Here is a 26132-nt window from a genome sequence, read left to right on the forward strand (position 1 = left end):
TGTTCCTCCTAGCTGTTGACATGCACCGTTTGTTGTACAAGATGTTTCAAGTCTTTTATCGTCAATGTGTTTCGCTGCACGATGAGCTCACGACCGAGACGAAGAGCGTGGCGTTTTGCGTGAAGTCTGCGCTCAAGCGGCAATTCATCAAGGTCCGCCACATGTGCCAACCCGATCGTCCGGCGAATGACTTCACAACCGGCAAAGCCGATCGCCTCAACGAGCGCATCGCCTATGATGTCATCGAGCACGCCACATGTGCGCGCATACGGTTCGTTGCTTTCGCGCCAAAGTTCAGCAAACGTGCGGGTAAAGACGTCCCATGTGTTTTCAATATGAGCAAAAAGCGGTTCGCGGTCACGTTCATGACGAGAGAGGGCGTTTAACAATAAATTGGCAAAAAATTGCCCTAAATCGAAGCCGATCGGACCGTAAAACGCAAACTCCGGGTCGATCACTTTCGTTTCCTCATCGCTTGCGAAAATGCTTCCCGTATGTAAATCGCCATGAAGCAACACATCCGCTTTCGTTAAAAAAAGCCGTTTTAATTTCGCTGTTTCGCGCTGAAGCACATCATCTTGCCAAAGCTGTTCGACATCGGCGCGAAGCTCTGCTTCAAAGTTGTTCGTGTCGTGGTCAAAAAACGGATCAGTAAAGACGAGATCTTCCGTAATTTTACATAGTTCGGGATTTGTAAATTGTTGTACGAGCTTCTTTTTTTGTTGTTGATTCATACCAAAGTCCGACGTGTAAAACGCTGTTTTGGCGACAAATTCGCCGATATGTTCCGATAAACGCGGAAACGTTTTTCCTTCGATGAGCCCACGGCGTGCAATGTGTAAATGCGACAAATCTTCCATCACTGTAATAGCTAATGTCTCATCGGAATAGTACACTTTCGGAACATAGTGAGGAACGTAGCTCGCGAACGTGCGCAACGCTTGGCTTTCGATCGTTGCCCGTTTTAATGTAAGCGGCCAGCTTTCGCCAACGACTTTCGCATACGGCAACGCTTGTTTAATGATGATGCTGTCGTTTGTTCGCTCGTTGACGATGCGAAAGACGAGATTTAAGTTCCCGTCACCAATTTCTTCGCTAGAAAGAAGCGCATCTTCTCCAAATAGCCCTAAACGAACAGCAAGGGCAATCGCTTTTTGTTCTGTCAATGGTTCGTACATATACATGCCTCCTCTCAAAATAAAAAACCTCTTTCGCTGAACGAAAGAGGTTTGAAGTTTGCTTCGCACCTCTTATCTCTCAGCCTACTGCTGCAAGAATTAGCACCGTGCGTCATCGCCGGTTGCCGGGCTTCATCGGGCTCGTCCCTCCACCTGCTCTTGATAAGAGTGTTTATCGTTATTTAAATGTTTTGAACAGTGAAAAAGTTTCGTGAATTCGCTTGATTCGAATCATACATCGCTTTATGCTTGTTTGTCAATCTTTTTTTTCAAAAATTTTATACACATCTGGGCGACGATCGGAAAAAATCGGGATGCGCGCACGCACGTCTTGCACGTCGTTTATGTCGATATTCGCCACAATGACCGTCTCTTGTTCGCCTCCTTCAGCAAGCACGTTTCCCCACGGATCGATAATCATCGAATGTCCAGCAAATACGTTGTTCGGGTCTTTTCCTGCGCGGTTGCAAGCGACAACGTAACATTGATTTTCGATCGCCCGCGCCGTTAATAGCGTACGCCAATGATGAAGGCGAGAAAGCGGCCATTCGGCGACGACAAACAATACTTCTGCACCATGTAGCGCATGCGCGCGAATCCATTCTGGAAAACGAATGTCGTAACAAATGACGCCGGCACACGTCGTTTCATCGAGCGAAAATAGCCCCATCGTTTCTCCAGCTTGCAAATACAAATGCTCATTCATCAATTGGAACAAATGAAGTTTACTATATTCGCAAACGACATCGCCGTTGCGCTGGACGACATACATCGTATTTGTCATTCGTTCGTTCGTTTTTTTCGCGACCGATCCGCCGACGATATGCACATCGTACGTGCGCGCAACGGATGCGAGAAACGCTTTTGTCTCTTCCCCGTTTTCATCGGCAATATGAGCAAGCCTCGTTAAATCATAGCCCGTCGTCCATAGTTCAGGCAAAACGACGACGTCAACGTCACGAGCGATTTGTTCGATGTAGCGCAAGGCGGTTTGTTTATTTTTTTCGGGTGTTCCAAACGCAATGTCCATTTGTATGCAAGCGATGTTCATATCATTCACCTCAACAAAAAATTTTCTTTACATTTTGATTTTTACGATATATGATACTTGACTAGAATTTCAACCTTTTTGTGAAGTAGGTGTGAAAAAAATGAACATATTTCCACAATCGAACGTGTTACAACAACTGCCGAAGCAATTTTTTGCGTCGCTTGTGCAAAACGTACAGGCGGTCATCGCTGAAGGGCACGATGTCATTAATCTCGGACAAGGAAATCCCGACCAACCGACGCCCGCGCATATTGTGCGCGCGATGCAACAGGCGGTGGCAAAGCCGATGTATCATAAATATTCGCCGTTTCGCGGCTATTCGTTTGTAAAAGAGGCGGTCGCGACGTTTTACGAGCGCGAATACGGGGTGACGATTGACCCAGAAAAAGAAGTCGCCATTTTATTTGGCGGAAAAGCTGGGCTTGTCGAAATGCCGCTTTGTTTATTAAATCCAGGTGATGTCGTCCTCGTTCCCGATCCCGGTTATCCGGACTATTGGTCGGGAGTCGTGCTTGCGCGGGCGCGCATGGAAATGATGCCGCTGCGGGCGGAAAACAGCTTTTTGCCAAACTACGATGAGCTACCGAAAGACGTCGTTCGCGAGGCAAAATTGATGTTTTTAAACTATCCGAACAATCCGACAGGCGCGACAGCAACGGAATCGTTTTTTCAAGAAACGGTTTCATTTGCGGAAAAACATCATATCGCTGTCGTGCACGATTTCGCATACGGAGCGATTGGCTTTGATGGGAAAAAGCCGGTCAGCTTTTTACAAGTCGAAGGGGCAAAAGACGTCGGCATTGAAATTTATACGTTTTCGAAAACGTACAATATGGCAGGGTGGCGCATCGGCTTTGCGGTCGGCAACGAAAGCATGATTGAAGCGATCAACGTGCTCCAAGACCATTTGTACGTCAGCATGTTCGGTGCGATTCAAGAAGCGGCAGCAGTTGCGCTACTCGAGTCGCAACAGTGCGTCGCCGAGCTTGTCGCCACGTATGAAGCAAGGCGAAATACGTTTATTCACGCCTTACGTGACATCGGTTGGGACGTCCAAGCGCCAGCAGGTTCGTTTTTCGCTTGGCTTCCGGTGCCGAACGGCTATACGTCTGAGACGTTTGCCGACCTGTTGCTTAAAAAAGCGCACGTGGCGGTCGCTCCGGGGATCGGGTTTGGTGAACATGGGGAAGGCTATGTGCGCACAGGGCTACTGACGAGCGAAGACAGGCTAAAAGAAGCGGCTTGGCGCATCGGACAACTGCAACTTTTTTAAAAAATGATTGACAAATGCCACATGTGCTGTCATAATTCGAAGTAAATTTATGAAAAACGAACTGTTCAAAAAATTAAATACATTACAAATTCTTATCAAGAGTAGGCGGAGGGACGAGCCCGATGAAGCCCGGCAACCGACTTAAACAGCTGTTTAAGCACGGTGCTGATTCTCGCAGCAATACGCTGAGAGATAAGAAGAGACGAACAATTAGCCTCTTCTTATGAAGAGGTTTTTTATTTGTAAAGGGGTGGACATATGATTACCGCAACATATTTGATTCATGACGACAAAGATTTAGCGAAAAAAGCAGAAGGTATCGCGCTTGGACTGACCATCGGGTCGTGGACTGATTTACCGCAACTGGAACAAGAACAGTTAAAAAAACATAAAGGCATCGTTCAGTCGATTGAAGAGCTAGAGGAAGACGAGCGTGTCAATACGTTTTTTGGAAAAAGACTAAAACGCGCGCTCGTGCGCATTTCGTATCCGAGCGTCAATTTTAGCGCTGATTTTCCTGCCATTTTGACAACGACGTTTGGCAAATTGTCGTTGGACGGAACGATTAAACTGATTGACTTAACGTTTTCCGACGAACTGAAGCGCGCATTCCCTGGTCCGCGCTTTGGCATTGACGGCATTCGCGAAAAACTTGGCGTCTTTCACCGTCCGCTTGTCATGAGCATTTTTAAAGCGGTCATCGGGCGCGATTTACGATACGTCACTGAACAATTGAAGCTACAAGCGCTCGGCGGCGTTGATCTTGTGAAAGACGATGAAATTTTATTTGACAACGACTTGACGCCGTTTGACAAGCGCATCGTGGCAGGAAAACAAGCGCTTCAAGACGTGTACGAACAAACAGGGCATCGGACGTTATATGCGGTGAACTTAACCGGAAAAACGTTTCAGTTAAAAGAAAAAGCGAAGAAAGCAGCGGAGCTTGGCGCGGACGTGTTATTGTTTAACGTGTTTACATATGGACTTGATGTGTTGCAAGCGCTTCGTGAAGATGATGACATTCGTTTGCCGATTATGGCGCATCCGTCATTTAGCGGAGCGATCGCCTCATCGCGCGTATATGGCGTAAGCTACGCTTTGCTTCTTGGAAAACTGTTGCGCATGGCAGGGGCGGACTTTTCGCTCTTTCCATCACCGTACGGAAGCGTCGCCCTTGAAAAAGAACAGACGCTTGCGATCGCTCATGAATTAACGAAAGAAGAACCGTTTTTGCGCGCGTTTCCTGTCCCATCTGCCGGCATTCATCCGGGGCTTGTGCCGCTTCTTGTGCGCGACTTTGGCATCGACTCCATCATTAACGCAGGCGGTGGCGTGCACGGGCATCCGAGCGGGGCGGTCGGCGGCGGGCAAGCGTTTCGCGCTGCTGTCGAAGCGGTGCTTGCTGGGCGTTCGCTTCATGAGGTAGCGAAAGAACACGAAGCATTAAAACAAGCGCTTGACTTATGGGGAAGTGCATCATGAAGCCGATCATTTTTTGCGATTTTGATGGAACGATTACGTTAAACGACAACATTATTGCTTTAATGAAACAGTTTGCTCCGCCGGAGTGGGAAGCGATCAAAGATGATATATTAGCCCAAACATGTTCCGTACAACAAGGGGTCGGGCGCATGTTTTCGCTGTTGCCGACGACGCTGAAAGAAGACATCGTGCAATTTTTGCTTGACACCGCACGCATTCGCGACGGATTTTCCGATTTTGTCGCGTTTACGAACGAACGACAAATCCCGCTTTATATTGTGAGCGGCGGCATTGACTTTTTCGTGTATCCACTTCTTCACGGACTCGTTGAAAAAGAGCGCATTTTTTGTAACAGCGCCGATTTTAGCGGGGAAACGATCCGCATTACGTGGCCGTATGCGTGCGATGAACATTGTCAAAACGACTGCGGCTGCTGCAAGCCGTCGCTTCTTCGCAAACTTGCACCAAAAGGGGCAAAAACGATCGTCATTGGCGACTCCATTACCGACTTGGCAGCGGCCAAACTAGCCGATCACGTCATGGCGCGCGACTTTTTACTTGAAAAATGCCGTGAGCTCCACTTGCCGCATACGCCGTTTACGACGTTTTATGATGTCATTGACGTGTTAAAAGAAAGCGAGGTGATCGCGTGAGACAACAAAAATGGGCAGAGCTTGCCGAGGTGAAACGAGAGCTGGCGGCGCGCGACTGGTTTATGGGGACGAGTGGCAACTTGTCGATAAAAGTGAGCGATGAGCCGCTTACGTTTCTTGTCACTGCGAGCGGAAAAGATAAACGAAAAGAGACGGCGGAAGATTTTTTACTTGTCGGTGCCGACGGACAGCCAGCGGAGGCGACGCACTTGAAACCGTCCGCAGAAACGTTATTACATGTCGAAATTTACAATAAAACGAACGCCGGTTGTGTGCTTCATGTCCACACCGTCGACAATAACATTATTTCCGAATGGTACGGCGACGAAGGGGAGGTCATTTTTACAAATCAAGAAATGATTAAAGCGTTCGGATTATGGGAAGAAGATGCGGCGTTTCGCATTCCGATTATTCCGAATTTCGCCCATATTCCGACGTTAGCCAAAGCGTTTGCCGACCATGTTCATGAAGATCGAGGAGCAGTGCTTATTCGCAACCACGGCGTGACCGTATGGGGAAAAGATGCGTTTGAAGCGAAAAAGTTTTTAGAAGCTTGCGAGTTTTTATGTCAGTACTATGTAAAATTACTACTTTTAAAACGATAAGGGGGAGTATGGTATGGCAGTGATTAAAGTGCGCAACACAGGTGAAGTGATTGAAGGAAAGGAAAACGTGGCAGCGTTTTTAAATAAGCAAGGAGTGTTATATGAACATTGGGATGCAAGGAAACTTCCAGCGCATTTGCAAAATAAATTCGTATTAACAGACGAAGAAAAAGCGGACATTTTAGCAGCGTTTCAATCCGAAATTGAAGATTTAGCAAAACGAAGAGGCTATCAAGCGTGGGATGTTGTTGCCCTCTGCGAACAAACGCCAAATTTAGAAGAGTTATTGAAAAAATTTGAACAGGTGCATACGCATACGGAAGACGAAGTACGGGCGATTGTTGCTGGTCATGGCATTTTCGTTATTAAAGGTGATGAACAAACAGGCTACTTTGACGTTGAACTTGAAGCGGGCGATGTCATTTCTGTTCCAGAAGGAAACCCACATTTCTTTACATTAATGGACGACCGCCAAGTTGTTGCCGTTCGGTTGTTTATTGATCCGTCTGGTTGGGTAGCACATCCATACGAGGAAAAAGAAGGGGCGTAACACCCCTTCTATTTTTTTGTGAACAAAATGACGCCTGCAATCGTAATGAATGAACCGATCCATTGCGGTGCGGTGAACATTTCGCCAAGTAATATGTACGCAAACAGCGCAGTAAAAAGCGGATTGAAATTTAAAAACATCCCCGCGGTCGTGGCACCGACTTGTTTCACGCCGACATTCCAAAGAAACATCGCAAGCACCGTCGCCCCGACGCTCGTATATAAAAGCGCCAATACAAACGAGAAGTTGACATCATGGATTGAAAAAGAAGAAAGAAACGGCAACAATCCGATGACGCCAAAGACGCCGGACCAAAACGTTGCCGCAAGCGGGGAATACGACTTCATAACCGCTTTTGCACAAGCGGAATAGACGCCCCAAATGATGACTGCGGCAACCATCCATATATCCCCGACGTTGATGTCCGATAGACGATGAAGTTGTCCATGCGTCATCACGATCAGCACGCCGATCAGGGAGAGAACCATGGCCAGCCATTGTCGAATCGTAAGTTTATCGCGGTAAACGGCGTATGCCACAAGCGCAATCGCGATCGGATTTAATGTCGAAATTAACCCGACATGATCAGCAGATGTATGTTCAAGCGCTTGAAACATAAAAACGTTAAATAAGACGACGCCTGAAAGCCCCATCGCAATAAGCGGTACGATACTTTGTTTTTGTAAACGAACGGATCGTTCTTTTTTCAACACGATTGGAAATAAAAAAAGGACGGCGATCGTCCAACGAATAAACGTTAACGAAAGCGGAGAGGCGTGTGCAACAAGCAGTTTGCTTGCGACAAAGTTGCCTCCCCATAAGGCGCTTGTCAATAAAAGAAGCATATAATATTTCGACATGTTCATCATCCTTTAAAACGTTTCAATTAAAAACACCATGACTAACAGCCCGATAATGAAGGCATACGTTGACGATTTTTCATTTCCATCCCCATGGCTTTCAGGGATTAACTCTTTATAAATAATAAATAGCATCGCCCCAGCAGCAAACGCTAATCCGTACGGAACGAGCGACTGAACGACCGCCGTTAAATAAAAGCCGATGATGGAGGCGACAAGTTCAATGAGCCCCGTCCCTGTTGCCATGAAAAACGCTTTTCCTTTTGATATATGTTGGTTAAATAAAAAAAGCGCAACGAGCAACCCTTCAGGTGCGTTTTGAAAGCCGATCGCTAGCGCAATTAAATCACCGATATGGTTTTGTTCCCCAGAGGCGTAGCTGACGCCAACGGATAACCCTTCTGGAATGTTATGAAGCGTAATTGCCGCAAGCACAAGCAACGATTTTTGATCCATCTTCATGCCGCTTTTTGTATGGGTTAAATCGATATGCGGTACGATGTTTTCAAGAAACGTTAACGTAAATACCCCAACGCATAATCCGATCGCAAGGGAAAAAAATGTGCCAGAAGAAAGAGCCTCTGGAATTAATCCGAGCATCGATGCGGCCATCATAATGCCAGCTGTAAAAGCAAGCAACATATCGCGCCATTTGTGCGTTAATGAGCGCGACAAAAATAAAATCGGAACAGCGCCAGCCCCTGTTGCTAGCGCGGATAACGTACTGCCGACAAGCATGTCAAACATGTTTCCACCTCCTATTTTAAAGGAAGGCGAACGGTAATCGTCGTTCCTTTCTCTTCTATACTATGAATGTCGATTGTCCCTTCGTGCATATCGATGATACGTTTACATATGACGAGCCCAAGCCCTGTTCCCGTTTGTTTCGATGTGACAAACGGTTGAAACAGTTTGTCTTTCACATGCTTTGGCATGCCGCAACCTGTATCAGCGACGTGCAACACCGCCCAATCGTTTTGTTTCGTAAGAGAAATGGTCAGTTGTCCGCCACGTGACGTCGCTTCGATTGCGTTTTTTGCTAAATTGAGTATGACTTGTTTTAAATGATCTTTTGAACAGCGAATCGGCAGCGGCACATCGGCACGATGAAACGTATAGACGACGTTATGTAAATGTGCTTGCGACTCGATCATCGGATGAATGCTTTGAACAATGGAGTTGAGATCGCACGTTTCAAGTTTTTGCGCTGTTGGTTTGCCGAGAATTAAAAATTCATTCACGATGTCGTTAATGCGTGTAATTTCGTTTTGAATAACGGAAAAATAAAGCTGTGATTCGTTATCTTTATGTTTTTCACTTAATAGTTGAATAAACCCTTTAATGCCAGCGAGCGGATTGCGAATTTCGTGTGCCGTACTCGCAGCGAGCGTGCCGACTAACTCAAGCTTTTGTGCTTCTGTTTCCATGCGCTCGATCATCGTTTGCCGCTTAAGCAGCCAATATTGAATGAATAACCAAATGATATGTATAGCAATAATGAGCGATAAAATATATGGAAGCGAAGCACGGATGTTTTGTTTTAGGCTGACGTGCGGCACATTGGCTTCGATCACCCATGGCGCATGATTTAACTGAACGGTCACCGTTTGTTTCGACGGACGAAGTGGATTTGTTGACATCAGGATAGCACCGTTCTCATCGTATAAGCGAAACGAAGCATCTGGGTAAATAATTTTCATACGATTTTGTATATAATTTGTCCGTAACTTGGCTACTAAAAAGCCAGCTGTTTCATTTGTTTTTTCATATATAATGGGTGTGACGATCGTCGTCGTATGATGGCTGTCGATGACCGTCCGTTTTGTTATTTTTGCTAACTGCATTGCCGCAGTTGTACTTTCCGAAAAAAAGGAGATGCGTTCAAAACGAACGTCTTGTTTTTGCATGTCATGCAAGATGTCATGAATTTCTTCTTCTTTTAACATGGCCATATGTTTGCTTATGATGAGCGCTAACGTTTCCAGTCGAGCTGTCGTTTCCGCAAGAAAGCGATCTAAATCGTTTTTATGTATATTCGCAAACAGACGCGTTTCTTCGACGAGTTGCTGCTGTTGTTGTTCATCTTGCCAAAGCACAATCCATGCGCTCCCTACAAGGCACGGCACAATGACAAGCAAGATGTACAGCCATCGTCTCATTTTCTCTCTCCCCATATATGCTCCCTCAACAAAACAAAATTCAAAAAATATTATAACATAAATACGCGAAAAAGACTGAAAAAATCATTGGTGTAAGCAGGGGGATTTTGCTCGGGTAGGAAGGATGAAAACGAACGATGTCGAAATATGTCCTGTAAATGATAAGGGGCGAAAAATAAAAAAGACCAAGGGAGTTACCTTAGTCATTAGAAAAATATATGCAGTCGAATAGATTTCAGTCGCCCCTTGGGACGAGTTACTTTCTATTCTACAGCACGCTAGTCGTTCCAAGGAACGAGTAACGTACCGTACTTAGAGAATATTACATAACTATATTGTTGTCAAGGGAGAATGAAACAGATGGAAAGAGAAGTATTGAATACAGAAATGATGCATATTTTTTTGGATGAAAGTGGGACAAAAAAGGATAAACCTACGTTAATGGCAGGATTATTAATTCCATCAAAAATATATAATACCTTTGAATTTGTGGAACTCAATCGGAAACTTCAAAACAAAGAATTTGCTTCCCTTCATTGGACAGATTATACCGGATATCCAAAGATGAGGAACGATATTCTTGAAGTACTTCATGTTTTTTCAAAATATGCTTTGTTTACTAAGTTTAATGTGATTAATTACAATGCGAATCCGCTTGACATTCGTAAAATGTTATACAATCAAGATCAACAAACAGCTGAACGGATGATGCAAATGATGATCTATACAAAAATTCCAGAAAGAATACTGTATGGTCTTTTGCGATATTATGGGAAAGATGTATATGTCAAATCTCGAGTATTTATTGAGCATTCGAGAAGGTTTGAAGATTTCAAGTTAGACGAAAAAATACTAGAACAGTTAAACATTCAGTCAATGTATCGTGGTGAACAATTTAGTGTAATAGAGTGTTCATTAAAACAAAAACGTGAGGAGATTGGTATTGAGTTAACAGATTTGTTGCTAGGTGTTGTGCGACAAATTATTAAAAATGAGGTTGTTCCAGATGGATTGAATGAACAAGAACTCGTTGCAAGAAAATTAAAAGGAAAGAAAAAAAGAAACGATTTAGCCATCGAAATTTTAAGAAATAAGGACATCTATAATTTTTTTACATCCATTAAATATTATGAATGGGAAAGTAATAGCGAATTAAAGGAACGTAATTTTCAGGACTATCTTACACTATTTTTAGCATCACATCATAGGCTGTTTTTTGAAGAAAGGATAGATTCATTTAGCAAAATAGGAGGGAGATTGAGAAGGGGAAGGGGTACGACACTTTCGTCTCTAACTTTGAAAAAGCATCGTCGTAGAAATTCGTAATACCCCCGCCAAATGGACGGGGGTTTTGTTATGCCGATTGTTTTTGTTTGTTCGGTTGTTCGCTATGTTGTTTCATAACCATTGGATAGAAAAATAAGCTGCTAGCAAGCAAGGCGATGCCGAGCAAAAATGTTTTCATGTCAGCCGTGCCTGCTTTCACAAGCCAAATGGAATAAACGGTCGCAAGAAGGGCGATGATGCCGTCTGTCATTCGTTGTTTTGTCGTTTCATATGTTTCACCCGTCCAAACGAGCTTCAATTGGAAGACGGAGGCGATGAAATACGGAACGAGATACGATAATGTTGCAATATAAATGACGAAATCAAATGCCGCTGCCATCGAGTTCGAAATCGTCGAAAAAATAAATAGCTGGGCGATCATATTGGAGACGATTAAAGAAAAACGCGGCATCCCTTTATTGTTTTCTCGTAAAAAGGCGCGAATAAATAATCCTTGTTTAGCTGCTTGGTACGGCACTTCAGCACTTAAAAAAATCCAGCCGAGCGTCGAGCCGATTAAACTAATTAAACCGAGTCCGGCAAGCAGTTGCGATCCGATCGGTCCTAATACAGTACCGATTGCATCGACGAGCGGTTTTTCAGATTGAATAAGCGCCTCTTGTTTTAACAGACCCATGACGAGTATGCTAATGCCAACATAAATGGCTAAGGCAATGAATAGTCCGACAATCGTTGCGCGTTTCACATCGCTTTGTTTGCGTGCCCGTGAGGCGAAGACGATTGCCGATTCAATGCCGATAAACGCCCAAAGGGTGCTTAACGCCACGTTATTGATTTGCGAAAGAAGCCCGAGCGTATGACCTGCTTCATCGTAACGCGGGGCAACAAACGGTTGGAGATAGCTTTTTTCAAAGGCGAACAATCCGATAACAATGAATAAGAAAAAGCCAAGCACTTTCGTTGCCGTCGCGACGAAATTCAGTTTTCCAGCGTTTTCTGCTCCTTGTAAAATAATGGCGTGCATCACCCATAAAAGCGCGGTGCAAACGACAAATGTGAGCAAATTGCCAAGTTTTAATGTAAATGAACCAGCAGAGAAGACGACATGTCCGCTCGTTAAAATAGGGAAAAACGTTGATAAGTAACTAGCAAACGTCGTAATGATGGCGACGTTTCCAGCGACATTTCCGATCCAATATCCCCAAGATGACATAAATCCAGATAAAATCGACGCATTTGACCCTTTTGGAAACAGTTCTTTTGCGTAAATTTGTGGTCCCCCATTTAATTCAGGTTTACGAATGGCTAAGTTGCCAAAAATGATCGCAATCATGAGCACGCCAGCACCTGTCAACAACCAGCCAAGCAACACGCCAGCCGGGCTTGCCGCTTCCGCAAGCGAACGCGGAAGCATAAAAATACCCGATCCGACCATATTGCCGACAACGAGCGCTGTCAATACCCAAAAGCCGAGTGTTTGTTGTTTCATGTTATTCATCCTTTCATATTAGTGATCGAAGCGGTAGAGCGCTGTTGTCGTTAGAAGCGGGCGTGATAAATAAAAAAGTGCACCCTAAGTTTTCAACGGGTGCACAATATATGACACATCCGCATCAAACTTAAGATCGATAGCTCTCCACCGCATGCGCGATGACAGTCCTGCACCTATTCGGCCACAGGCCCAGCTTATAGCGCCAGAGCACGCTACAAACTTCGGCGACAAATCCTTTCATCTCACTTCATCGACGTCTCTGCGTCTCCGTGAAACTACTTTTATTTGCCGCGACCTCTATCTCATCTTAGTTGACGAGAAAGATTTCGTATGCAATTGACGTTACTATCGTACAAAAATCTTTTCCTTTCGTCAATGAAAAAATTTTTAGCACATATTTACAAAGTACGCGACAAACACATATAATTAAAGTGAGTAATCACTCATTTTGACGAAGGCGAGGGAAGAGGATGGTCATTCAATTACAGCACGTGTATAAACAGTTTCATAAAAAAGAAGTCATTCATGATGTGTCTTTGACCGTAAACGAAGGGGAGATTTTCGGTATGCTCGGCCCATCAGGTGCTGGGAAAACGACGATTGTCAAAATGATCGCAGGCATTGATACGGCGACAAAAGGGGAGATTCACGTGCTTGGTGTGCGTATGCCGAACTTGCAAACGATGGCGCGCATCGGTTTTATGGCGCAATCAGATGCGTTATACGGGGAGCTCACCGCACTCGAAAACTTAGACTTTTTCGCATCGATTTACGGACTAAAAGGAAAAAAGAAAAAACAACGCATCGACGAAGTGTTGGAGCTTGTGAACTTAACGGACGATAGGAAAAAAGCCATTCATCAATTTTCTGGTGGGATGAAGCGACGGTTATCGCTAGCAGCATCCCTACTCCACGAACCAGAAGTGCTTATTTTAGATGAGCCGACCGTCGGCATCGACCCGCTTCTTCGCCAAGCGATTTGGGAAGAGCTTGAGCGCATTCGTCAAAAAGGCACGACAATCGTTGTGACGACGCACGTGATGGACGAAGCGGAAAAATGTATGCGGCTGGCGATGATTCGCAACGGGCAACTGATTGCGATCGGCAGTCCAGAACAATTAAAAAAACAAACGAATGCGTTGACGCTTGAACAAGCATTTTTACAATTTGGAGGGGTGCAGGCATGAGAATACAAGCGATTGTCGTCCGTATTATTCGACAGTTTTTTCGCGACAAACGAACGCTTGCGTTAATGATTGTCGCACCGATGTTTGTGTTGTTTTTAATGGATTTAGTGTTTAATGGTGAGACGTATGAACCGCACATGGCGATTGATTCAAACGTACCGCAACAGCTTATTGATGCGTTAAAAGAAGCGGATGCACACGTAGCGACAATGACAAAAACGAATGCGCTGACTGCACTTGACGAGCAACAAATCGATGCGTTTATTGAAATGGACAAAGCGAGTTTGCGCCTGACGCTTGAAGGCAGTGATCCGTCCGTTAGCAAACAGGTGCTTATGACGGTGCAAAAAGCAGCGCAAACACTTATGCCGCCGATGAAACAAACGTTAACGATTGATACCGTATATATGTACGGTTCAGAACATATGGCGCTATTTGACAATTTTGGTCCCGTACTCATCGGCTTTTTCATTTTCTTTTTCGTCTTTTTAATTGCCGGGGTATCGTTTTTACGTGAACGGACGAGCGGCACGCTCGAGCGATTGCTAGCAACTCCATTAAAACGATGGGAAATCGTCATCGGCTACGTCATCGGTTTTGGGATATTTACAACGATTCAAGCGAGTTTAATTTCTTGGTTTGCCATCCACGTGTTAAATATGATGATGGAAGGCTCGTTCGGTTATGTGCTACTCATTACGTTTTTATTAGCGATGACGGCGCTTACGTTAGGGACGTTATTGTCCGCATTTGCGAACAACGAACTGCAAATGATTCAATTTATTCCGCTCGTTGTCGTTCCGCAAGTGTTTTTCTCCGGGCTGTTTAACTTAGATACGATGGAACCGTGGCTTCGTTCCATTGGGGTTGCGATGCCGTTATATTACGGAGCAGATGCGTTAAGGGAAATTATGATTCGCGGCAAAGGTTGGGAAGCGATTTCGTTCGACGTATACGTTTTAGTTGGCTTTTCGCTTTTATTTATGGTATTAAATGTATTAGCATTAAAGAAATATCGAAAGTTGTGAGGTTGTGATGGACGAACGAAAATGGTTGTTTGATTTGTTGAATGTCGAAGAACAACAGTTAAGCGAAAAACAATTGAACATTTTACAAGCGGCGATTGAGATGTTTGCGGAAAAAGGGTATGCCGCGACATCGACAAGCGAAATTGCCAAGCGGGCAGGTGTCGCTGAAGGGACGATTTTTCGCCATTATAAAACGAAAAAAGATTTGTTGTTAGCGATTGTAAAGCCGACGTTATTTCAATCCGTTGCGCCGTTTTTAGCAAAAAAATTCGTCAAAGATGTGTTTGAAAATGAGTACGAGCATTACGAACAATTTGTGCGCGCTGTTTTTAAAAACAGGTATGAATTTGTGAAAACATATTTGCCTGCGATTCGTGTATTGTGGCAAGAGATGGCGTTTCACAGCGATATTAAAGTGCAGTTTCAAACGATTTTTATCAATCACGTGTACGATAAATTTAAACAAATTGTTGAGCATTTCCAACAAAAAGGGGAACTGGCGTTGTTTCCTCCTGAGACCATTATTCGGTTGACGATCACGACAATTGCCGGTTTTTTATTGACGCGCTTTATCGTCATGCCTGATTATCCGTGGGATGATGAACAAGAAATGGAACGAACGATTCAGTTTTTGATGAATGGATTGAAGAAAACATGATAGAGCGTTTTTCTATCATGTTTTTTTATTTTTTTTAAAAAAGGTCTTGAAAGTCAAAAAAGGTCAAATTATAATAAAGACAGAAAGGTCAAATATAGTCAAAGTCAAAAGGAGGTTGGTGCCTATGATGTGCCAAGTATGTAAACAAAAACAAGCAAACGTCTTTTTACACGTGCAAGTCAATAACGAAAAACAACAATTACACCTTTGCGATGCGTGCTATGAAAAACAAAAACAACAATTAAAAGTTCCAGCGGGATTCCACTTCGATCGTTTCGACCAATGGTTCTCCGACTTTTTCACACCACTTACAGAACATTCCCATATCCAGCAACAAACAGAGCAAAAACAACCGAAACGAAACGGATTGCTTGACCAATTCGGTCGCAACTTAACACAACTTGCGAAAGCAGGTCTCATCGATCCTGTTATCGGACGGGATAAAGAAATTGAACGCGTCATCGAAATTTTAAATCGCCGCAATAAAAACAATCCGGTGTTAATCGGTGAGCCGGGCGTCGGGAAAACAGCGATCGTCGAAGGATTAGCGCTCAAAATTGTCGAAGGGTCTGTTCCTACGAAATTATTAAATAAAGAAGTGTACGTGCTTGACGTCGCATCGTTAGTCGCCAATACAGGCATTCGCGGTCAATTTGAAGAGCGAATGAAACAACTCATTGCTGAATTGCAAGAGCGGAAAAACGTCATTTTGTTCATTGACGAAATTCATTTACTTGTCGGTGCTGGTTCAGCCGAAGGTTCAATGGATGCAAGCAACATTTTAAAGCCGACGCTCGCTCGCGGTGAATTACAAATCATTGGTGCAACAACGTTAAAAGAATATCGCCAAATTGAAAAAGACGCTGCGCTTGAACGTCGCTTCCAGCCTGTCATCGTTCACGAACCAACAATCGAACAAGCCATCGACATTTTAAAAGGCATTCAGCCAAAATATGAACAATTCCACCAAGTGAAATATACAGATGAAGCGATTCACGCCTGCGTCACGTTGTCACATCGCTACATTCAAGACCGCTTCCTTCCTGACAAAGCGATTGACTTGTTAGACGAAGCTGGTTCAAAAGTAAGCTTACAAGCGATGCCGACAAACAAGGAAGCAATCGAACAACGTCTCGAACAAATAAGAAAAGAAAAAGAAAAAGCCGCGCAAGAAGAAAACTACGAACTCGCGGCGAAATTGCGCACCGAAGAATTGCAGCTTGAAAAACAATTACAACAAAACGGACAAGCAGAACAACCTATCGTTGATGTTACTCACATTCAACAAATCATTGAAGAAAAAACAGGCATTCCAGTTGGCAAATTACAAGCTGATGAACAAGCGAAAATGAAACATTTAGAAGAAAACTTAGCGAAAAAAGTGATCGGTCAAGAAGAAGCGGTGAAAAAAATCGCAAAAGCGATTCGTCGAAGCCGCGCAGGATTAAAAGCGAAAAACCGTCCGATCGGTTCGTTCTTGTTCGTTGGTCCAACGGGTGTCGGTAAAACAGAATTGTCCAAAACGCTTGCTGAACAATTGTTCGGTTCGAAAGACGCAATGATTCGGTTAGACATGAGTGAATATATGGAAAAACATGCGGTCGCAAAACTCATCGGTGCGCCTCCTGGCTACATTGGTCATGAAGAAGCCGGTCAATTAACGGAAAAAGTGCGCCGCAACCCTTACAGCATCATCTTACTTGATGAAATGGAAAAAGCCCATCCAGACGTACAACATATGTTCTTACAAATTTTAGAAGACGGTCGTTTAACAGATAGCCAAGGTCGTACTGTCAGCTTTAAAGATACGGTCATCATTATGACATCGAATGCTGGCACAAACATCGAAGGCGACTTGCTCCAACGTCTCGGTCTATACTTTAAACCGGAATTTTTAAACCGTCTCGATGCGATTATCGAATTTAAACCGCTTGAAAAAGCGCATATGTTACAAATTGTTGACCTCATGCTTGCGGAGTTGCAACGTACGCTTGCGGAACAACATGTGACGATGACGATTAGCGACAAAGCGAAAGAAAAATTAGCTGAGCTCGGCTATCATCCAACGTTCGGCGCTCGTCCACTCCGCCGCGTCATTCAAGAACATGTCGAAGATGAAATTGCCGACGTGTTGCTTGATGAACAAGATGTGCGCACGATCCATATCGATGTAGAAGACGATCGCATCGTCGTTCATGCTGAAAAAGGCAAATAAAACGGAAAAAAGGTGTCCCAAAAGCAAGTGGGGCACCTTGTCTCGTAATACATACGCGCAATATCTTTATTCCCGTAATATTGTACGTTTATTGAAGGGAAGCTAAAAATCAAGTAATCTTCCCTTTTAATTGTATGGCTTTGCCTTTTTTCTTAGATGGATAAGTCCATTGAAAAGAAGTGCCCATTTGTCCTTCTACATTTTGTAATATATTTGTAATATAAACATCCATTTTTTCCATTTCAAGTGTCTTGGTATCATTTTTGAAGACAATAATATAATTTGCCCAATGAATCCTTGGATCTCCATAGCCTCCAATTCCTGCGTAAGCCCATTGCGCTAATTTCTTATTGAGGTTAGGGAGTTCATTTTCCATTATTTTGTAGAGATCGTCATATTGTTCTTTGAGTTTTGTAAAACCTCCAACATCTTGTAATTTTCGAAAAGCTTCTTGTAGTTTTTTATCTTTTATATCTAACACTTCAATAAAGCTTTCAGCAGTGTACTCGTGGATGGAAACATATGTTGCACTTGATCGTTTGCAACTAAATGTGAATATTTCTTCCGAACGTCTATCTGTCGTAACGGTAAGTAGAATATCTGTTTTCGGTTGCCCACCGGTTTCAAGTTTTGGGATTTTATTTGTTGCTTTTATTTTTATTATTTTTTCGTTTTTTGATATACCGATTAAGTACATGATTTGTTGAAATGTTGGATAAAAATAACCATCTTCTGTTGCACTTGATTGATTCCATTTTTCTACGTTTGACGGATGATTTAAAAGAGATACGATTTGCTTTTCGAAATTTTTTCCTTCCATCGCTTTTCTTTTTCCGATTTTTTCATTTTCTAAGCCTTTTGCTTCTATAAATCGTTCCAGTTCACTCAAACTCAAAACATCGTCAATAGCTGAATACATCTTTTTCTCTCTAATTTTCCGCTGGTAGCTTAATGCTTGCTGTTGGTTATTGTAACCAAGACCTTCGGGAAAGACTAAATATATTTTTTTAACATCTTGATTGATTTGTTTAATATGGTATGCATCCCACTGTATTTGTTTTGCGCGATCCGTACGAATTGTTGAAGTCGTGTGTATTCCCCAAGCTTCACCGTCATCGAAAGTGATAAGATGATCTATTTTAAATTGTTTTTTATCAAGATCAGGGTAACCCGTCTGATAAGGAGTGATATTTTCAGCGATATATCCTTCTTGAGAGTAGTTTTCAATTAATGATTTAAGGTTTCTTTTATTTCTTTCTCCGTGTTCTTGTTTTTGTCGATTTTCTTGTCCCAAATTTCCCACTCCTTCTCATTCATCTCTGTTTTTAATTTACCATAAAATGACGTATAATAAAAGAGTAGGTGCTTGTCCTACTCTTTATTTAACTACAACTTCTTTTTTCTTGTTTATTTGGTTATAAATTGAGTTTAACGTATTCGTCACTTCTTGCCCTAAGGCATAGGCTAATAAAGGGGGAATAGCGTCGCCAATTTGTTCATAACGATCCTGCTCCGGATCAGAATGGAACTTAACAAATGGTCCCTCGAATATATACCAGTCAGGAAAGCTTTGAAGTCTTGCTGCTTCTCTTGGGGTTAATCCTCTATGCTGAATAGGGTGTATCATTTCGTCTAAACAATGGGACGTTACCGTAAAGCTCGGGGCATTTTCCCTTAGTCTCCTGTTTCTTGCGCCATATAATTTATTTGGAAAAAACTTTCTTCTCAAATCTTCTCTATTTTCCGAAATTAATCGTTCGGCGGCCGTTTTCATATTTTCACCTTGACGAATGAGTTCCATACGTCTAATCATTTTTTCTCGATGGTTTACGGCTTTATGAGAAGTTAATGTGTTCGGATGAAATGTCAAGTGCTCTGGAAAACCTAAGGTAATTCCTCTCATTTTAAGTAAGAAATCGCGTCTTTGTTCGCTCATCGTGTAATCTAAAAAATTAAATGTGTATTCTGTTGCTTCTTCTCCCGGATGAACTTCAGGCAAATCAAATAAAGCATCTCCTACAGTAACATAAGGAAACATTCGATCAGGTCCGTGAGTTGGGAGTGGGTATCGAAATGTTGCATTGTAATCACGATTAATCCCGATTAAAAAGATGCGTTCTCTATTTTGGGGTACACCGTAATCACTTGCCGTTAGAAGGATTTGCTGAGGATCACGACTAGCTAAACAAAAGGATGTATCATAAGCTGTTGATTCAAACTCATCACAAATGTTTTCAAATACTGATTTACCGTTTGAACGTTTTGAGAATAGTCCTTTTACGTTTTCAAAAAGAACCATTTTACTATTTACATGGCGAGCAATACGCAAAATATTTAAAAACAAGTCATCCCGTTCATCTCCATCCTCTCTTTTCCCCGCCATAGAGAAACTTTCACACGGTGCCCCCCCTGTCACAATGTCCACCGAATCCACTCCAAAACGTTGCTTAAGAATTTTTGAGATCAATTCATTCGAGACTTTGTTAATATCTCCATAAATAATAAGAGTACGTTCACTTTTTCTAAAGAATTGTTCAGGATCCTTCATCTCACCAGATAAAAAACTTTCCAAATCAAAAATCTCAGCGTTATGAGAGGCACTGTATGTTTGAACAGTCCAATAGCTCATCTCAACAGCGATTAATGGCTTTATTCCGCTCCACATAAAGCCGGTTGCTAGTCCACCCGGTCCAGCAAATAAATCAATGCTTGTATATACCATAGAACCACCTCCATGTAAATGTTTTTTCGAAATCATTTTATCAAATCTTCAACAAAAAATCTCTACTTTTATTCGAAGCTTTGCATTCATGTAGATTATAGATGTAAAAAAACTGCCGCAAAGGGCAGTTATAAAAGCTTCGTCAATTTATCTGTAATTTTCACCATATGTTGCTGCACTTGATGAAGTTCGTCAATCGCTTCGGTGCTATTGTTTATTTTTTCAGCGACTTCTTCGAGCATATGAACCATTTCTAACACCGAGCTTGTAATGTGATTGAGCTGTTCAGAAATATCTTCTGCGGATGTTTTGCTTTTTTCTGCCATTTTGCGCACTTCTTCTGCGACGATCGCAAAACCGCGTCCGTGTTCGCCAGCGCGAGCGGCTTCAATGGCAGCATTTAATCCGAGCAAGTTGGATTGCATCGCAATGTCTTTCACAAACGAAATGACCGATTGGATTTGTTCGGTACTTTTGCTTACGCGTTCGGCTTTTTGGCTTAGTAGTTGAAGATGTTCATGAATCAGTTGCGACGTTTGATGAATATCGTTCGTGCTCGCATTCATTTCTTCTAGCAAACTTGCAAACTCTTCATTTAACGTGTTTTGACGGTCAGTAACATCGGTGGCAAGTTTGAAGATTGCTTCTACTTCACCGGTGTCGTTTAACACAGGGGTATACAAGGCTTCAAGCCATACATGTTTCCCATGACGAGTGACGCGTTGTACCGTGCCGTAAAACGGTTGTTTATTTTTTAGACGATTCCAAAACTCTGTATACGCATAGCTGTTAGCGTACTCTGGAAGACAAAATTGACGGTGGGATATGCCGATCACTTGTTGTTCCGTATAGCCCATCGTATGAAGAAACGCGTCGTTTGCCCATAATACCGTTGTATCCGGACGAAATAAAATCATCGCAAACGACCGTTCCATCGATTCAAACAGGCGCACGCAATCAATCGGGAGTGCATGTAATTTCATTTCTTTTCCTCCTTCAAATGTCATACGTATATTTTACTATGATTCGTCATATAGTGGCAATTCGACGTATACGGTCGTTCCTTTTCCTTGTTCGCTTTCAAAACGGATGGAGCCGCCGTGTAGCTTGACAATTTGTTTGACGATCGCAATGCCGAGCCCTGTGCCGCCATGTTCGCGCGAGCGCGAGCGGTCGGCGCGGAAAAATCGCTCGCCTAATCGTTCCATATCTTCTTTTGACATCCCTTGTCCGGAATCTGTAATAACGAGTTCACACATCGGATGTTTGTTTGTCGCACGCAACGAAATGGTGCCGCCAGAAGGAGTGTAGCGCAACGCATTATCAAGTAAATTTTGCAACACTTGTTCGATGCGGTCGGGATCGCCGTCAACGATTAAGTCATGGTCGAGGTCGAACAAAAGGTGGATGTGCTTTTCTTGCATGATCGGTTCGTATTTTTCCATCGTTTCTTCGATTAATTGGGCGATCGAAAAAGGGGTGCGCTCGAGCGGATACGTCCCTTCCAGTTGCGCTAAATCGAGCAAATCACGCACGAGACGTTGCATGCGGCTTGCTTCGCGATGAATGAGTTTCATATATTTTTTTTGTTGTGCTTCTTCTTTGACGACGCCGTCTAATAGCGCTTCGCTATATCCTTTCACATAGCTTAGCGGCGTGCGCAATTCGTGAGAAACGTTCGCTAAAAATTCTTTTTTTCGTTCATCTTCTTTCGCCAGCGCATGCGCCATTTGATTGAACGCTTTTGCTAATTGACCAATTTCATCTTCTGTCTCCACTTCAATGTCGACAGAAAAGTCGCCTTGTGAAACGCGGTAAGCCGCCTGTTGCATATGTTGTAGCGGTTTTGTTAAGTGCATCGCAATTTTTCGGCCGACAAACACGGTAATCAATAAAAAAAGCATACCACCGATCATGACGAACGTTTGAATGCGCTCGAGCACATCTTCAATCGATGCGAGCGGAACGTACAAATATAAAATGCCCATGAGCCGATGTTCATCGAGTAGCGGAATAATGACGCCGACGATTTGGCGATCAAACGTTTGCTCGTATCCTTTTTTCGTTACCGTTTTTCCTGCAAGCAATTGTTGTCGTTCCGCCTCGCTAATAATGGAATGATGATCGACTTCGAACGGCAAGCACGCGCTTAATTCACGCGGATTGTTCACGAGTACAATTTCCGTATCAGATATGTCATTCATGAGAGAGACGATGTGACGAAACGAGTCGGTCATCGCGCCGCCTTCATATTTGGCAGCGATATTCATTCCTTCTTGTAATAAACGTTGTTCGACGTTTGCGATATAAATGTTTTCATATATATAGATGACAACGATATATAAAAGAAACACCGCAAGTATTAAAAAAGCGCTAATCGTTAGCCATAGTTTTTGTTGAAGTGAAAGGGAATTAAATCGTTTCATCAAATTTATATCCCACTCCCCATACCGTTTGGATGAGTTGTCCTGCTTCGCCTAGTTTAATGCGCAACGTTTTAATATGTGTATCAACGGTGCGCGTGCTGCCGACGTAATGAATGCCCCAGACGCGATCTAGCAACTGTTCGCGCGTAAATACTTGCCCGCGATGTTTTAAAAACAACATAAGCAGTTCAAATTCTTTTAATGTTAACACAACCGGCTTTCCATTCACTGTCACTTTTCGTGCTTTTTCATCGACGACAATCGGACCTGCTTCATATTGTGGAGGTGCATCTGTTCCTTTCGTTCGTCGAAGTACAGCATGCACACGTGCGACCACTTCATTAGGGCTAAACGGTTTCACGATGTAGTCATCCGCACCAATTTTTAATCCATAGACACGATCCCATTCATCGCTTCGCGCCGTTAAAAAAATGATCGGCACTTGTGACCGTTCGCGTACGTGCATGCAAAAGCGATAGCCGTCAAGTTTTGGCATCATAATATCAAGCAAAATTAAATCGACATGTCTCCGTCCGAACTCGGCAAGTCCTGCTTCGCCGTCGTCTGCTTCAATGCACGTAAACCCTTCTGGTTCTAAATAAAGGCGGAGCAATTCCCGCATATCTTTTTCATCGTCAACAATTAAAATGGTTGCCATGTTTATTCCTCCTTCGCGTCGCGGAAAAAGATGTAAAACGGCCCATGTCCGACAGAAACTGTTTTTGTTTGTTTCAACGTTTTTTCATCGACAAAAATGAGTTCATTGCTGTCGTAGCTTGCGATGACGAGTTCCTTTTTCGCTTTTACTATGGCGAAAGGATTTGCGCCAATATCAAGTGAGCGCATCAAATGTTTTGTCGTCGGATGAAATGCGTATAACATGTTTGATCCGTGGCAAAGCACGTATATCGCTTGCTCGGTTTGAAGGAATTGAATCGGCATCGTTTCTGCCCTCACACGTGTGAGCAAACGGCCGTCCACAAGTGAATGAACGTACGCTTCTTGTTGAATATTCGCTCCGCTTCCATGTCCGCCAACCCATAGTTCATCGGTTTCAGGTACGACTAAGCCACTCACGGCAAAATCGAGCGTATCGACTGTTCGTTTCACTCGTTTTGTCGCTTTGTCAATGAATGAAATGGCGCCCTGTTTAAAATGAATGACGATCCATTGATGATGTTTTTTATCTTCGATGATCGAAAAAGGAGAGGCGGGAGTAGCGATCGTATGTTTCACTTTCCCATCGAACGTCATGATCGACACCGTACTATCTTTTTCGTTCACAACGAGCAATTCATGTTCGGTAGCGAGCACATCTGTTACCCCTTTATCCACATGCCATCGTTTCGTTTGTTTTCCTGTCGATAACGTATACATGATCATTTCATCCATGTCTTGTCCGAATAAAACAATCGTATCCCCGTCAGGAAGTAAGATCGCTTTTGTTACCGGTTTGTTTATCTTCCATGTTGCAATAAGCTTTTTCGTGTTATAATCAATAAATGACAAGCTTTGTTCTTTTATATTGACGACGCTAACGACCGATTGATCTCGTGGAATCGGAGTGTACGGTTGAGGGGTGCAACTTGTCAACAAAACGACGATCATAAGCCAAAAAAAGAAACGAATTTGCATCGCACGCATCCTCCATCAAGTATGTTTATTATGATTGTATCAAATATTTGTGATCATTTTGTGAAACTATTGTAACATGGAAGGGGATTCAAATGAAAAAATGGTTATTGTTGTTTGCCTTCGCTTTGCTCGTTGTCGCTGGTTGTGCGAACAAAGCAGAAGAAGGGGAAGAAGAGTTGGCGTATTTAGACGTTAAAATGGCGATCGAAGAAAAGCTTCCCGTTAATCAAGAAGTCGAACTCGCTTGTTTGGCGACATATGGTGATGAAAAAGTGACCGATGCGTCGGAAGTGACATTTGAAGTGTGGAAGCATGGTGAAGAAGATCGGCAAATGATTGAAGGGAAACACGTCGGTGACGGAAAATATGTCGCGCGATATACGTTTCCAACGAAAGGGACGTATTCGGTTGTCGCACATGTGACAGCAAAAAATATGCACAATATGCCAAAAGTTGATGTTGTAGTTGAATAAGAAAAACGGCGGAAAATATTCGCCGTTTTTTTTCATATATATAGAAAAAATGGACGAGTGGGGGAGAGTATATGTGGATGCGGGCGATTCAAATTGCATTTGTGTATGTCGGAACAGTTGTTGGCGCTGGTTTTGCGACAGGAAAAGAAATTGTGCAATTTTTTACGCAATACGGAGCGATTGGGATCGTGATGATTGCGGTCAGTGGGGGGCTATTCATTTTTTTCGGGACGCGTTTAATGCTTATGGCCAACCGGCTTCATGCGCGTTCATATGAGCAGTTGAATGCGTATTTGTTCGGAAAAGTGAGCATTGTTGTGAATATGTTTATGTTTGTTGTGTTGTTTAGTGTGACATCAGTCATGCTGTCAGGGGCGGGAGCGGTGTTTGAAGAACAGCTTCATATGCCGGCATATGTTGGTCTTTTGTTCACCATGGTATTGACGTTCGTAACGATGTTATTTGGCTTACATGGCATTTTAAGCGTCAATATGGTCGTTGTGCCGCTGATGATCATCTTTAGTTTGTCTATTGCGATGATGAACGGAGGGGACATGGTCTGGACGGAGCCGCCGTTTGCTGCGTTTTTTTCCCCGTTTGCATATGTAGCGTTTAATTTAGCGATGGCACAAGTCGTGCTCGTTCCACTTGCGACAGAAGTGAAAGATGAACGGACGATTCGACTTGGAGGGTGGCTCGGTGGCATGTTGCTTATGGGTATTTTATTCAGCAGTCATTTGGCCCTTTCTTTGCTTCCTAACTTGCAATCTTACAGCATTCCGATGGCGGAAGTGGTGAAACGTTCGCTCGCGTCGTTTTATGGACTATATGTCGTCATCATTTACGGTGAAATTTTCACATCATTTATTGCCGGTGTGTTCGGACTGCATCGAAAATTAGCGCTTTTTTTTCGGACACCGATTTTTGTCCTTATTGCGCTTTTGATAGCGATGTATACGTTTAGTTTAGTCGGGTATAACGCCTTACTTAGCGTATTGTATCCTTTATTTGGATATATGAGCATCATATTTATTTTCTTACTTTTCTATCGAAAAATGCCTAGCTAGAAAAAAAGAAGTATAGTACATTGAATGTGAGGGGGTTAGTAACTGTTAAAATATTTTTGTAAAAATCAACAAAACTCTATATACAATTTACAAAAAATCACAAGGCAAAAGAGCCAACAAAGCCAAGAGAA

The 26132-nt window shown here is 43.1% G+C and carries 24 protein-coding genes and 3 riboswitches; of the genes, 12 read left to right on the top strand and 12 right to left on the bottom strand.

The window, feature by feature from the left end; all coding sequences use genetic code 11:
• Window positions 1-8: 8 nt before the first annotated feature.
• Window positions 9-1178 (bottom strand): S-methyl-5-thioribose kinase, encoded by a 1170-nt coding sequence (gene mtnK, locus HNQ82_RS10745; RefSeq protein WP_183249510.1) that lies wholly within the window; start codon window positions 1176-1178, stop codon window positions 9-11.
• A 69-nt stretch (window positions 1179-1247) separates the two neighbouring features.
• A riboswitch (SAM riboswitch) is annotated at window positions 1248-1347 on the bottom strand.
• Window positions 1348-1434: 87 nt separating this feature from the next.
• Window positions 1435-2229: a carbon-nitrogen family hydrolase gene (locus tag HNQ82_RS10750; protein WP_183249513.1), complete on the bottom strand. Its 795-nt coding sequence runs from the start codon at window positions 2227-2229 to the stop codon at window positions 1435-1437.
• A gap of 100 nt (window positions 2230-2329) precedes the next feature.
• On the opposite strand from HNQ82_RS10750, the gene HNQ82_RS10755 reads away from it, so the two are divergent.
• The 5 genes from HNQ82_RS10755 (at window position 2330) to HNQ82_RS10775 (ending at window position 6792) form a co-directional block, all read left to right on the top strand.
• The gene (locus HNQ82_RS10755) at window positions 2330-3502 is read left to right on the top strand and encodes a pyridoxal phosphate-dependent aminotransferase (RefSeq protein WP_183249515.1); all 1173 of its coding nucleotides are present in this window, start codon (window positions 2330-2332) and stop codon (window positions 3500-3502) included.
• An 89-nt stretch (window positions 3503-3591) separates the two neighbouring features.
• Window positions 3592-3701: riboswitch (SAM riboswitch) on the top strand.
• 59 nt (window positions 3702-3760) lie between these two features.
• The gene (gene mtnW, locus HNQ82_RS10760; RefSeq protein ID WP_183249517.1) at window positions 3761-4984 is read left to right on the top strand and encodes a 2,3-diketo-5-methylthiopentyl-1-phosphate enolase; all 1224 of its coding nucleotides are present in this window, start codon (window positions 3761-3763) and stop codon (window positions 4982-4984) included.
• The gene (locus HNQ82_RS10765) at window positions 4981-5637 is read left to right on the top strand and encodes a 2-hydroxy-3-keto-5-methylthiopentenyl-1-phosphate phosphatase (protein WP_183249519.1); all 657 of its coding nucleotides are present in this window, start codon (window positions 4981-4983) and stop codon (window positions 5635-5637) included. The genes mtnW and HNQ82_RS10765 overlap by 4 nt, the downstream gene beginning before the upstream one ends.
• Entirely contained in the window at window positions 5634-6242 is a 609-nt protein-coding gene (locus HNQ82_RS10770) for a methylthioribulose 1-phosphate dehydratase (RefSeq protein ID WP_183249521.1), read from the top strand. Before HNQ82_RS10765 ends, HNQ82_RS10770 begins: the two co-directional genes overlap by 4 nt.
• A gap of 13 nt (window positions 6243-6255) precedes the next feature.
• A complete protein-coding gene (locus tag HNQ82_RS10775; RefSeq protein ID WP_183249523.1) occupies window positions 6256-6792 on the top strand; it encodes a 1,2-dihydroxy-3-keto-5-methylthiopentene dioxygenase in 537 nt (178 codons plus the stop codon).
• An 8-nt stretch (window positions 6793-6800) separates the two neighbouring features.
• Here the strand turns inward: HNQ82_RS10775 and HNQ82_RS10780 are convergent, their stop codons facing one another.
• The 3 genes from HNQ82_RS10780 to HNQ82_RS10790 are packed head-to-tail and all read right to left on the bottom strand — an operon-like array spanning window position 6801 to window position 9826.
• Complete coding sequence (locus tag HNQ82_RS10780; protein ID WP_183249526.1) at window positions 6801-7652, bottom strand: DMT family transporter; 852 nt, start codon at window positions 7650-7652, stop codon at window positions 6801-6803.
• Window positions 7653-7664: 12 nt separating this feature from the next.
• Complete coding sequence (locus tag HNQ82_RS10785; protein WP_183249527.1) at window positions 7665-8399, bottom strand: ZIP family metal transporter; 735 nt, start codon at window positions 8397-8399, stop codon at window positions 7665-7667.
• An 11-nt stretch (window positions 8400-8410) separates the two neighbouring features.
• Complete coding sequence (locus HNQ82_RS10790) at window positions 8411-9826, bottom strand: ATP-binding protein (protein WP_183249529.1); 1416 nt, start codon at window positions 9824-9826, stop codon at window positions 8411-8413.
• A 345-nt stretch (window positions 9827-10171) separates the two neighbouring features.
• Here HNQ82_RS10790 and HNQ82_RS10795 point away from each other — a divergent pair, with 345 nt between their 5' ends.
• Window positions 10172-11137: a DUF3800 domain-containing protein gene (locus HNQ82_RS10795; protein WP_183249531.1), complete on the top strand. Its 966-nt coding sequence runs from the start codon at window positions 10172-10174 to the stop codon at window positions 11135-11137.
• 28 nt (window positions 11138-11165) lie between these two features.
• On the opposite strand, the gene HNQ82_RS10800 is transcribed toward HNQ82_RS10795, so the two are convergent.
• The gene (locus HNQ82_RS10800) at window positions 11166-12587 is read right to left on the bottom strand and encodes an amino acid permease (RefSeq protein WP_183249533.1); all 1422 of its coding nucleotides are present in this window, start codon (window positions 12585-12587) and stop codon (window positions 11166-11168) included.
• Window positions 12588-12719: 132 nt separating this feature from the next.
• Window positions 12720-12898, bottom strand: a riboswitch (Lysine riboswitch).
• A gap of 162 nt (window positions 12899-13060) precedes the next feature.
• On the opposite strand from HNQ82_RS10800, the gene HNQ82_RS10805 reads away from it, so the two are divergent.
• The 4 genes from HNQ82_RS10805 (at window position 13061) to HNQ82_RS10820 (ending at window position 17678) form a co-directional block, all read left to right on the top strand.
• Window positions 13061-13777: an ABC transporter ATP-binding protein gene (locus HNQ82_RS10805; RefSeq protein ID WP_183249535.1), complete on the top strand. Its 717-nt coding sequence runs from the start codon at window positions 13061-13063 to the stop codon at window positions 13775-13777.
• Window positions 13774-14805 (top strand): ABC transporter permease, encoded by a 1032-nt coding sequence (locus HNQ82_RS10810; protein ID WP_183249537.1) that lies wholly within the window; start codon window positions 13774-13776, stop codon window positions 14803-14805. Before HNQ82_RS10805 ends, HNQ82_RS10810 begins: the two co-directional genes overlap by 4 nt.
• Before the next feature lie 7 nt (window positions 14806-14812).
• Entirely contained in the window at window positions 14813-15463 is a 651-nt protein-coding gene (locus HNQ82_RS10815; RefSeq protein ID WP_183249539.1) for a TetR/AcrR family transcriptional regulator, read from the top strand.
• A 124-nt stretch (window positions 15464-15587) separates the two neighbouring features.
• The gene (locus HNQ82_RS10820; protein WP_183249541.1) at window positions 15588-17678 is read left to right on the top strand and encodes an ATP-dependent Clp protease ATP-binding subunit; all 2091 of its coding nucleotides are present in this window, start codon (window positions 15588-15590) and stop codon (window positions 17676-17678) included.
• Between the two features lie 109 nt (window positions 17679-17787).
• Here HNQ82_RS10820 and HNQ82_RS10825 read toward each other — a convergent pair whose 3' ends face one another.
• From HNQ82_RS10825 to HNQ82_RS10850, 6 genes are all read right to left on the bottom strand, one after another.
• Window positions 17788-18972, bottom strand: a complete 1185-nt coding sequence (locus HNQ82_RS10825) for an MspI family type II restriction endonuclease (protein ID WP_183249543.1) — start codon at window positions 18970-18972, stop codon at window positions 17788-17790.
• Between the two features lie 84 nt (window positions 18973-19056).
• Complete coding sequence (locus HNQ82_RS10830; protein WP_183249545.1) at window positions 19057-20400, bottom strand: DNA cytosine methyltransferase; 1344 nt, start codon at window positions 20398-20400, stop codon at window positions 19057-19059.
• A 128-nt stretch (window positions 20401-20528) separates the two neighbouring features.
• A complete protein-coding gene (locus HNQ82_RS14700) occupies window positions 20529-21383 on the bottom strand; it encodes a methyl-accepting chemotaxis protein (RefSeq protein ID WP_183249547.1) in 855 nt (284 codons plus the stop codon).
• Window positions 21384-21419: 36 nt separating this feature from the next.
• On the bottom strand, window positions 21420-22826 hold the full coding sequence (locus tag HNQ82_RS10840) for a sensor histidine kinase (protein ID WP_183249549.1): 1407 nt from the start codon (window positions 22824-22826) through the stop codon (window positions 21420-21422).
• Window positions 22813-23484 carry a response regulator transcription factor gene (locus tag HNQ82_RS10845; protein ID WP_183249551.1) on the bottom strand — a complete coding sequence of 224 codons (672 nt, stop codon included), beginning with the start codon at window positions 23482-23484 and terminating at the stop codon, window positions 22813-22815. The genes HNQ82_RS10840 and HNQ82_RS10845 overlap by 14 nt, the downstream gene beginning before the upstream one ends.
• A 2-nt stretch (window positions 23485-23486) precedes the next feature.
• Window positions 23487-24461, bottom strand: a complete 975-nt coding sequence (locus HNQ82_RS10850) for a YncE family protein (RefSeq protein ID WP_183249553.1) — start codon at window positions 24459-24461, stop codon at window positions 23487-23489.
• 92 nt (window positions 24462-24553) lie between these two features.
• Here HNQ82_RS10850 and HNQ82_RS10855 point away from each other — a divergent pair, with 92 nt between their 5' ends.
• A complete protein-coding gene (locus HNQ82_RS10855; protein WP_183249555.1) occupies window positions 24554-24934 on the top strand; it encodes a FixH family protein in 381 nt (126 codons plus the stop codon).
• Between the two features lie 71 nt (window positions 24935-25005).
• Window positions 25006-26001 (top strand): YkvI family membrane protein, encoded by a 996-nt coding sequence (locus HNQ82_RS10860; protein ID WP_183249558.1) that lies wholly within the window; start codon window positions 25006-25008, stop codon window positions 25999-26001.
• Window positions 26002-26132 lie beyond the last annotated feature (131 nt).

Source organism: Anoxybacillus tengchongensis (assembly GCF_014201585.1).
Taxonomy (GTDB): domain Bacteria; phylum Bacillota; class Bacilli; order Bacillales; family Anoxybacillaceae; genus Anoxybacillus; species Anoxybacillus tengchongensis.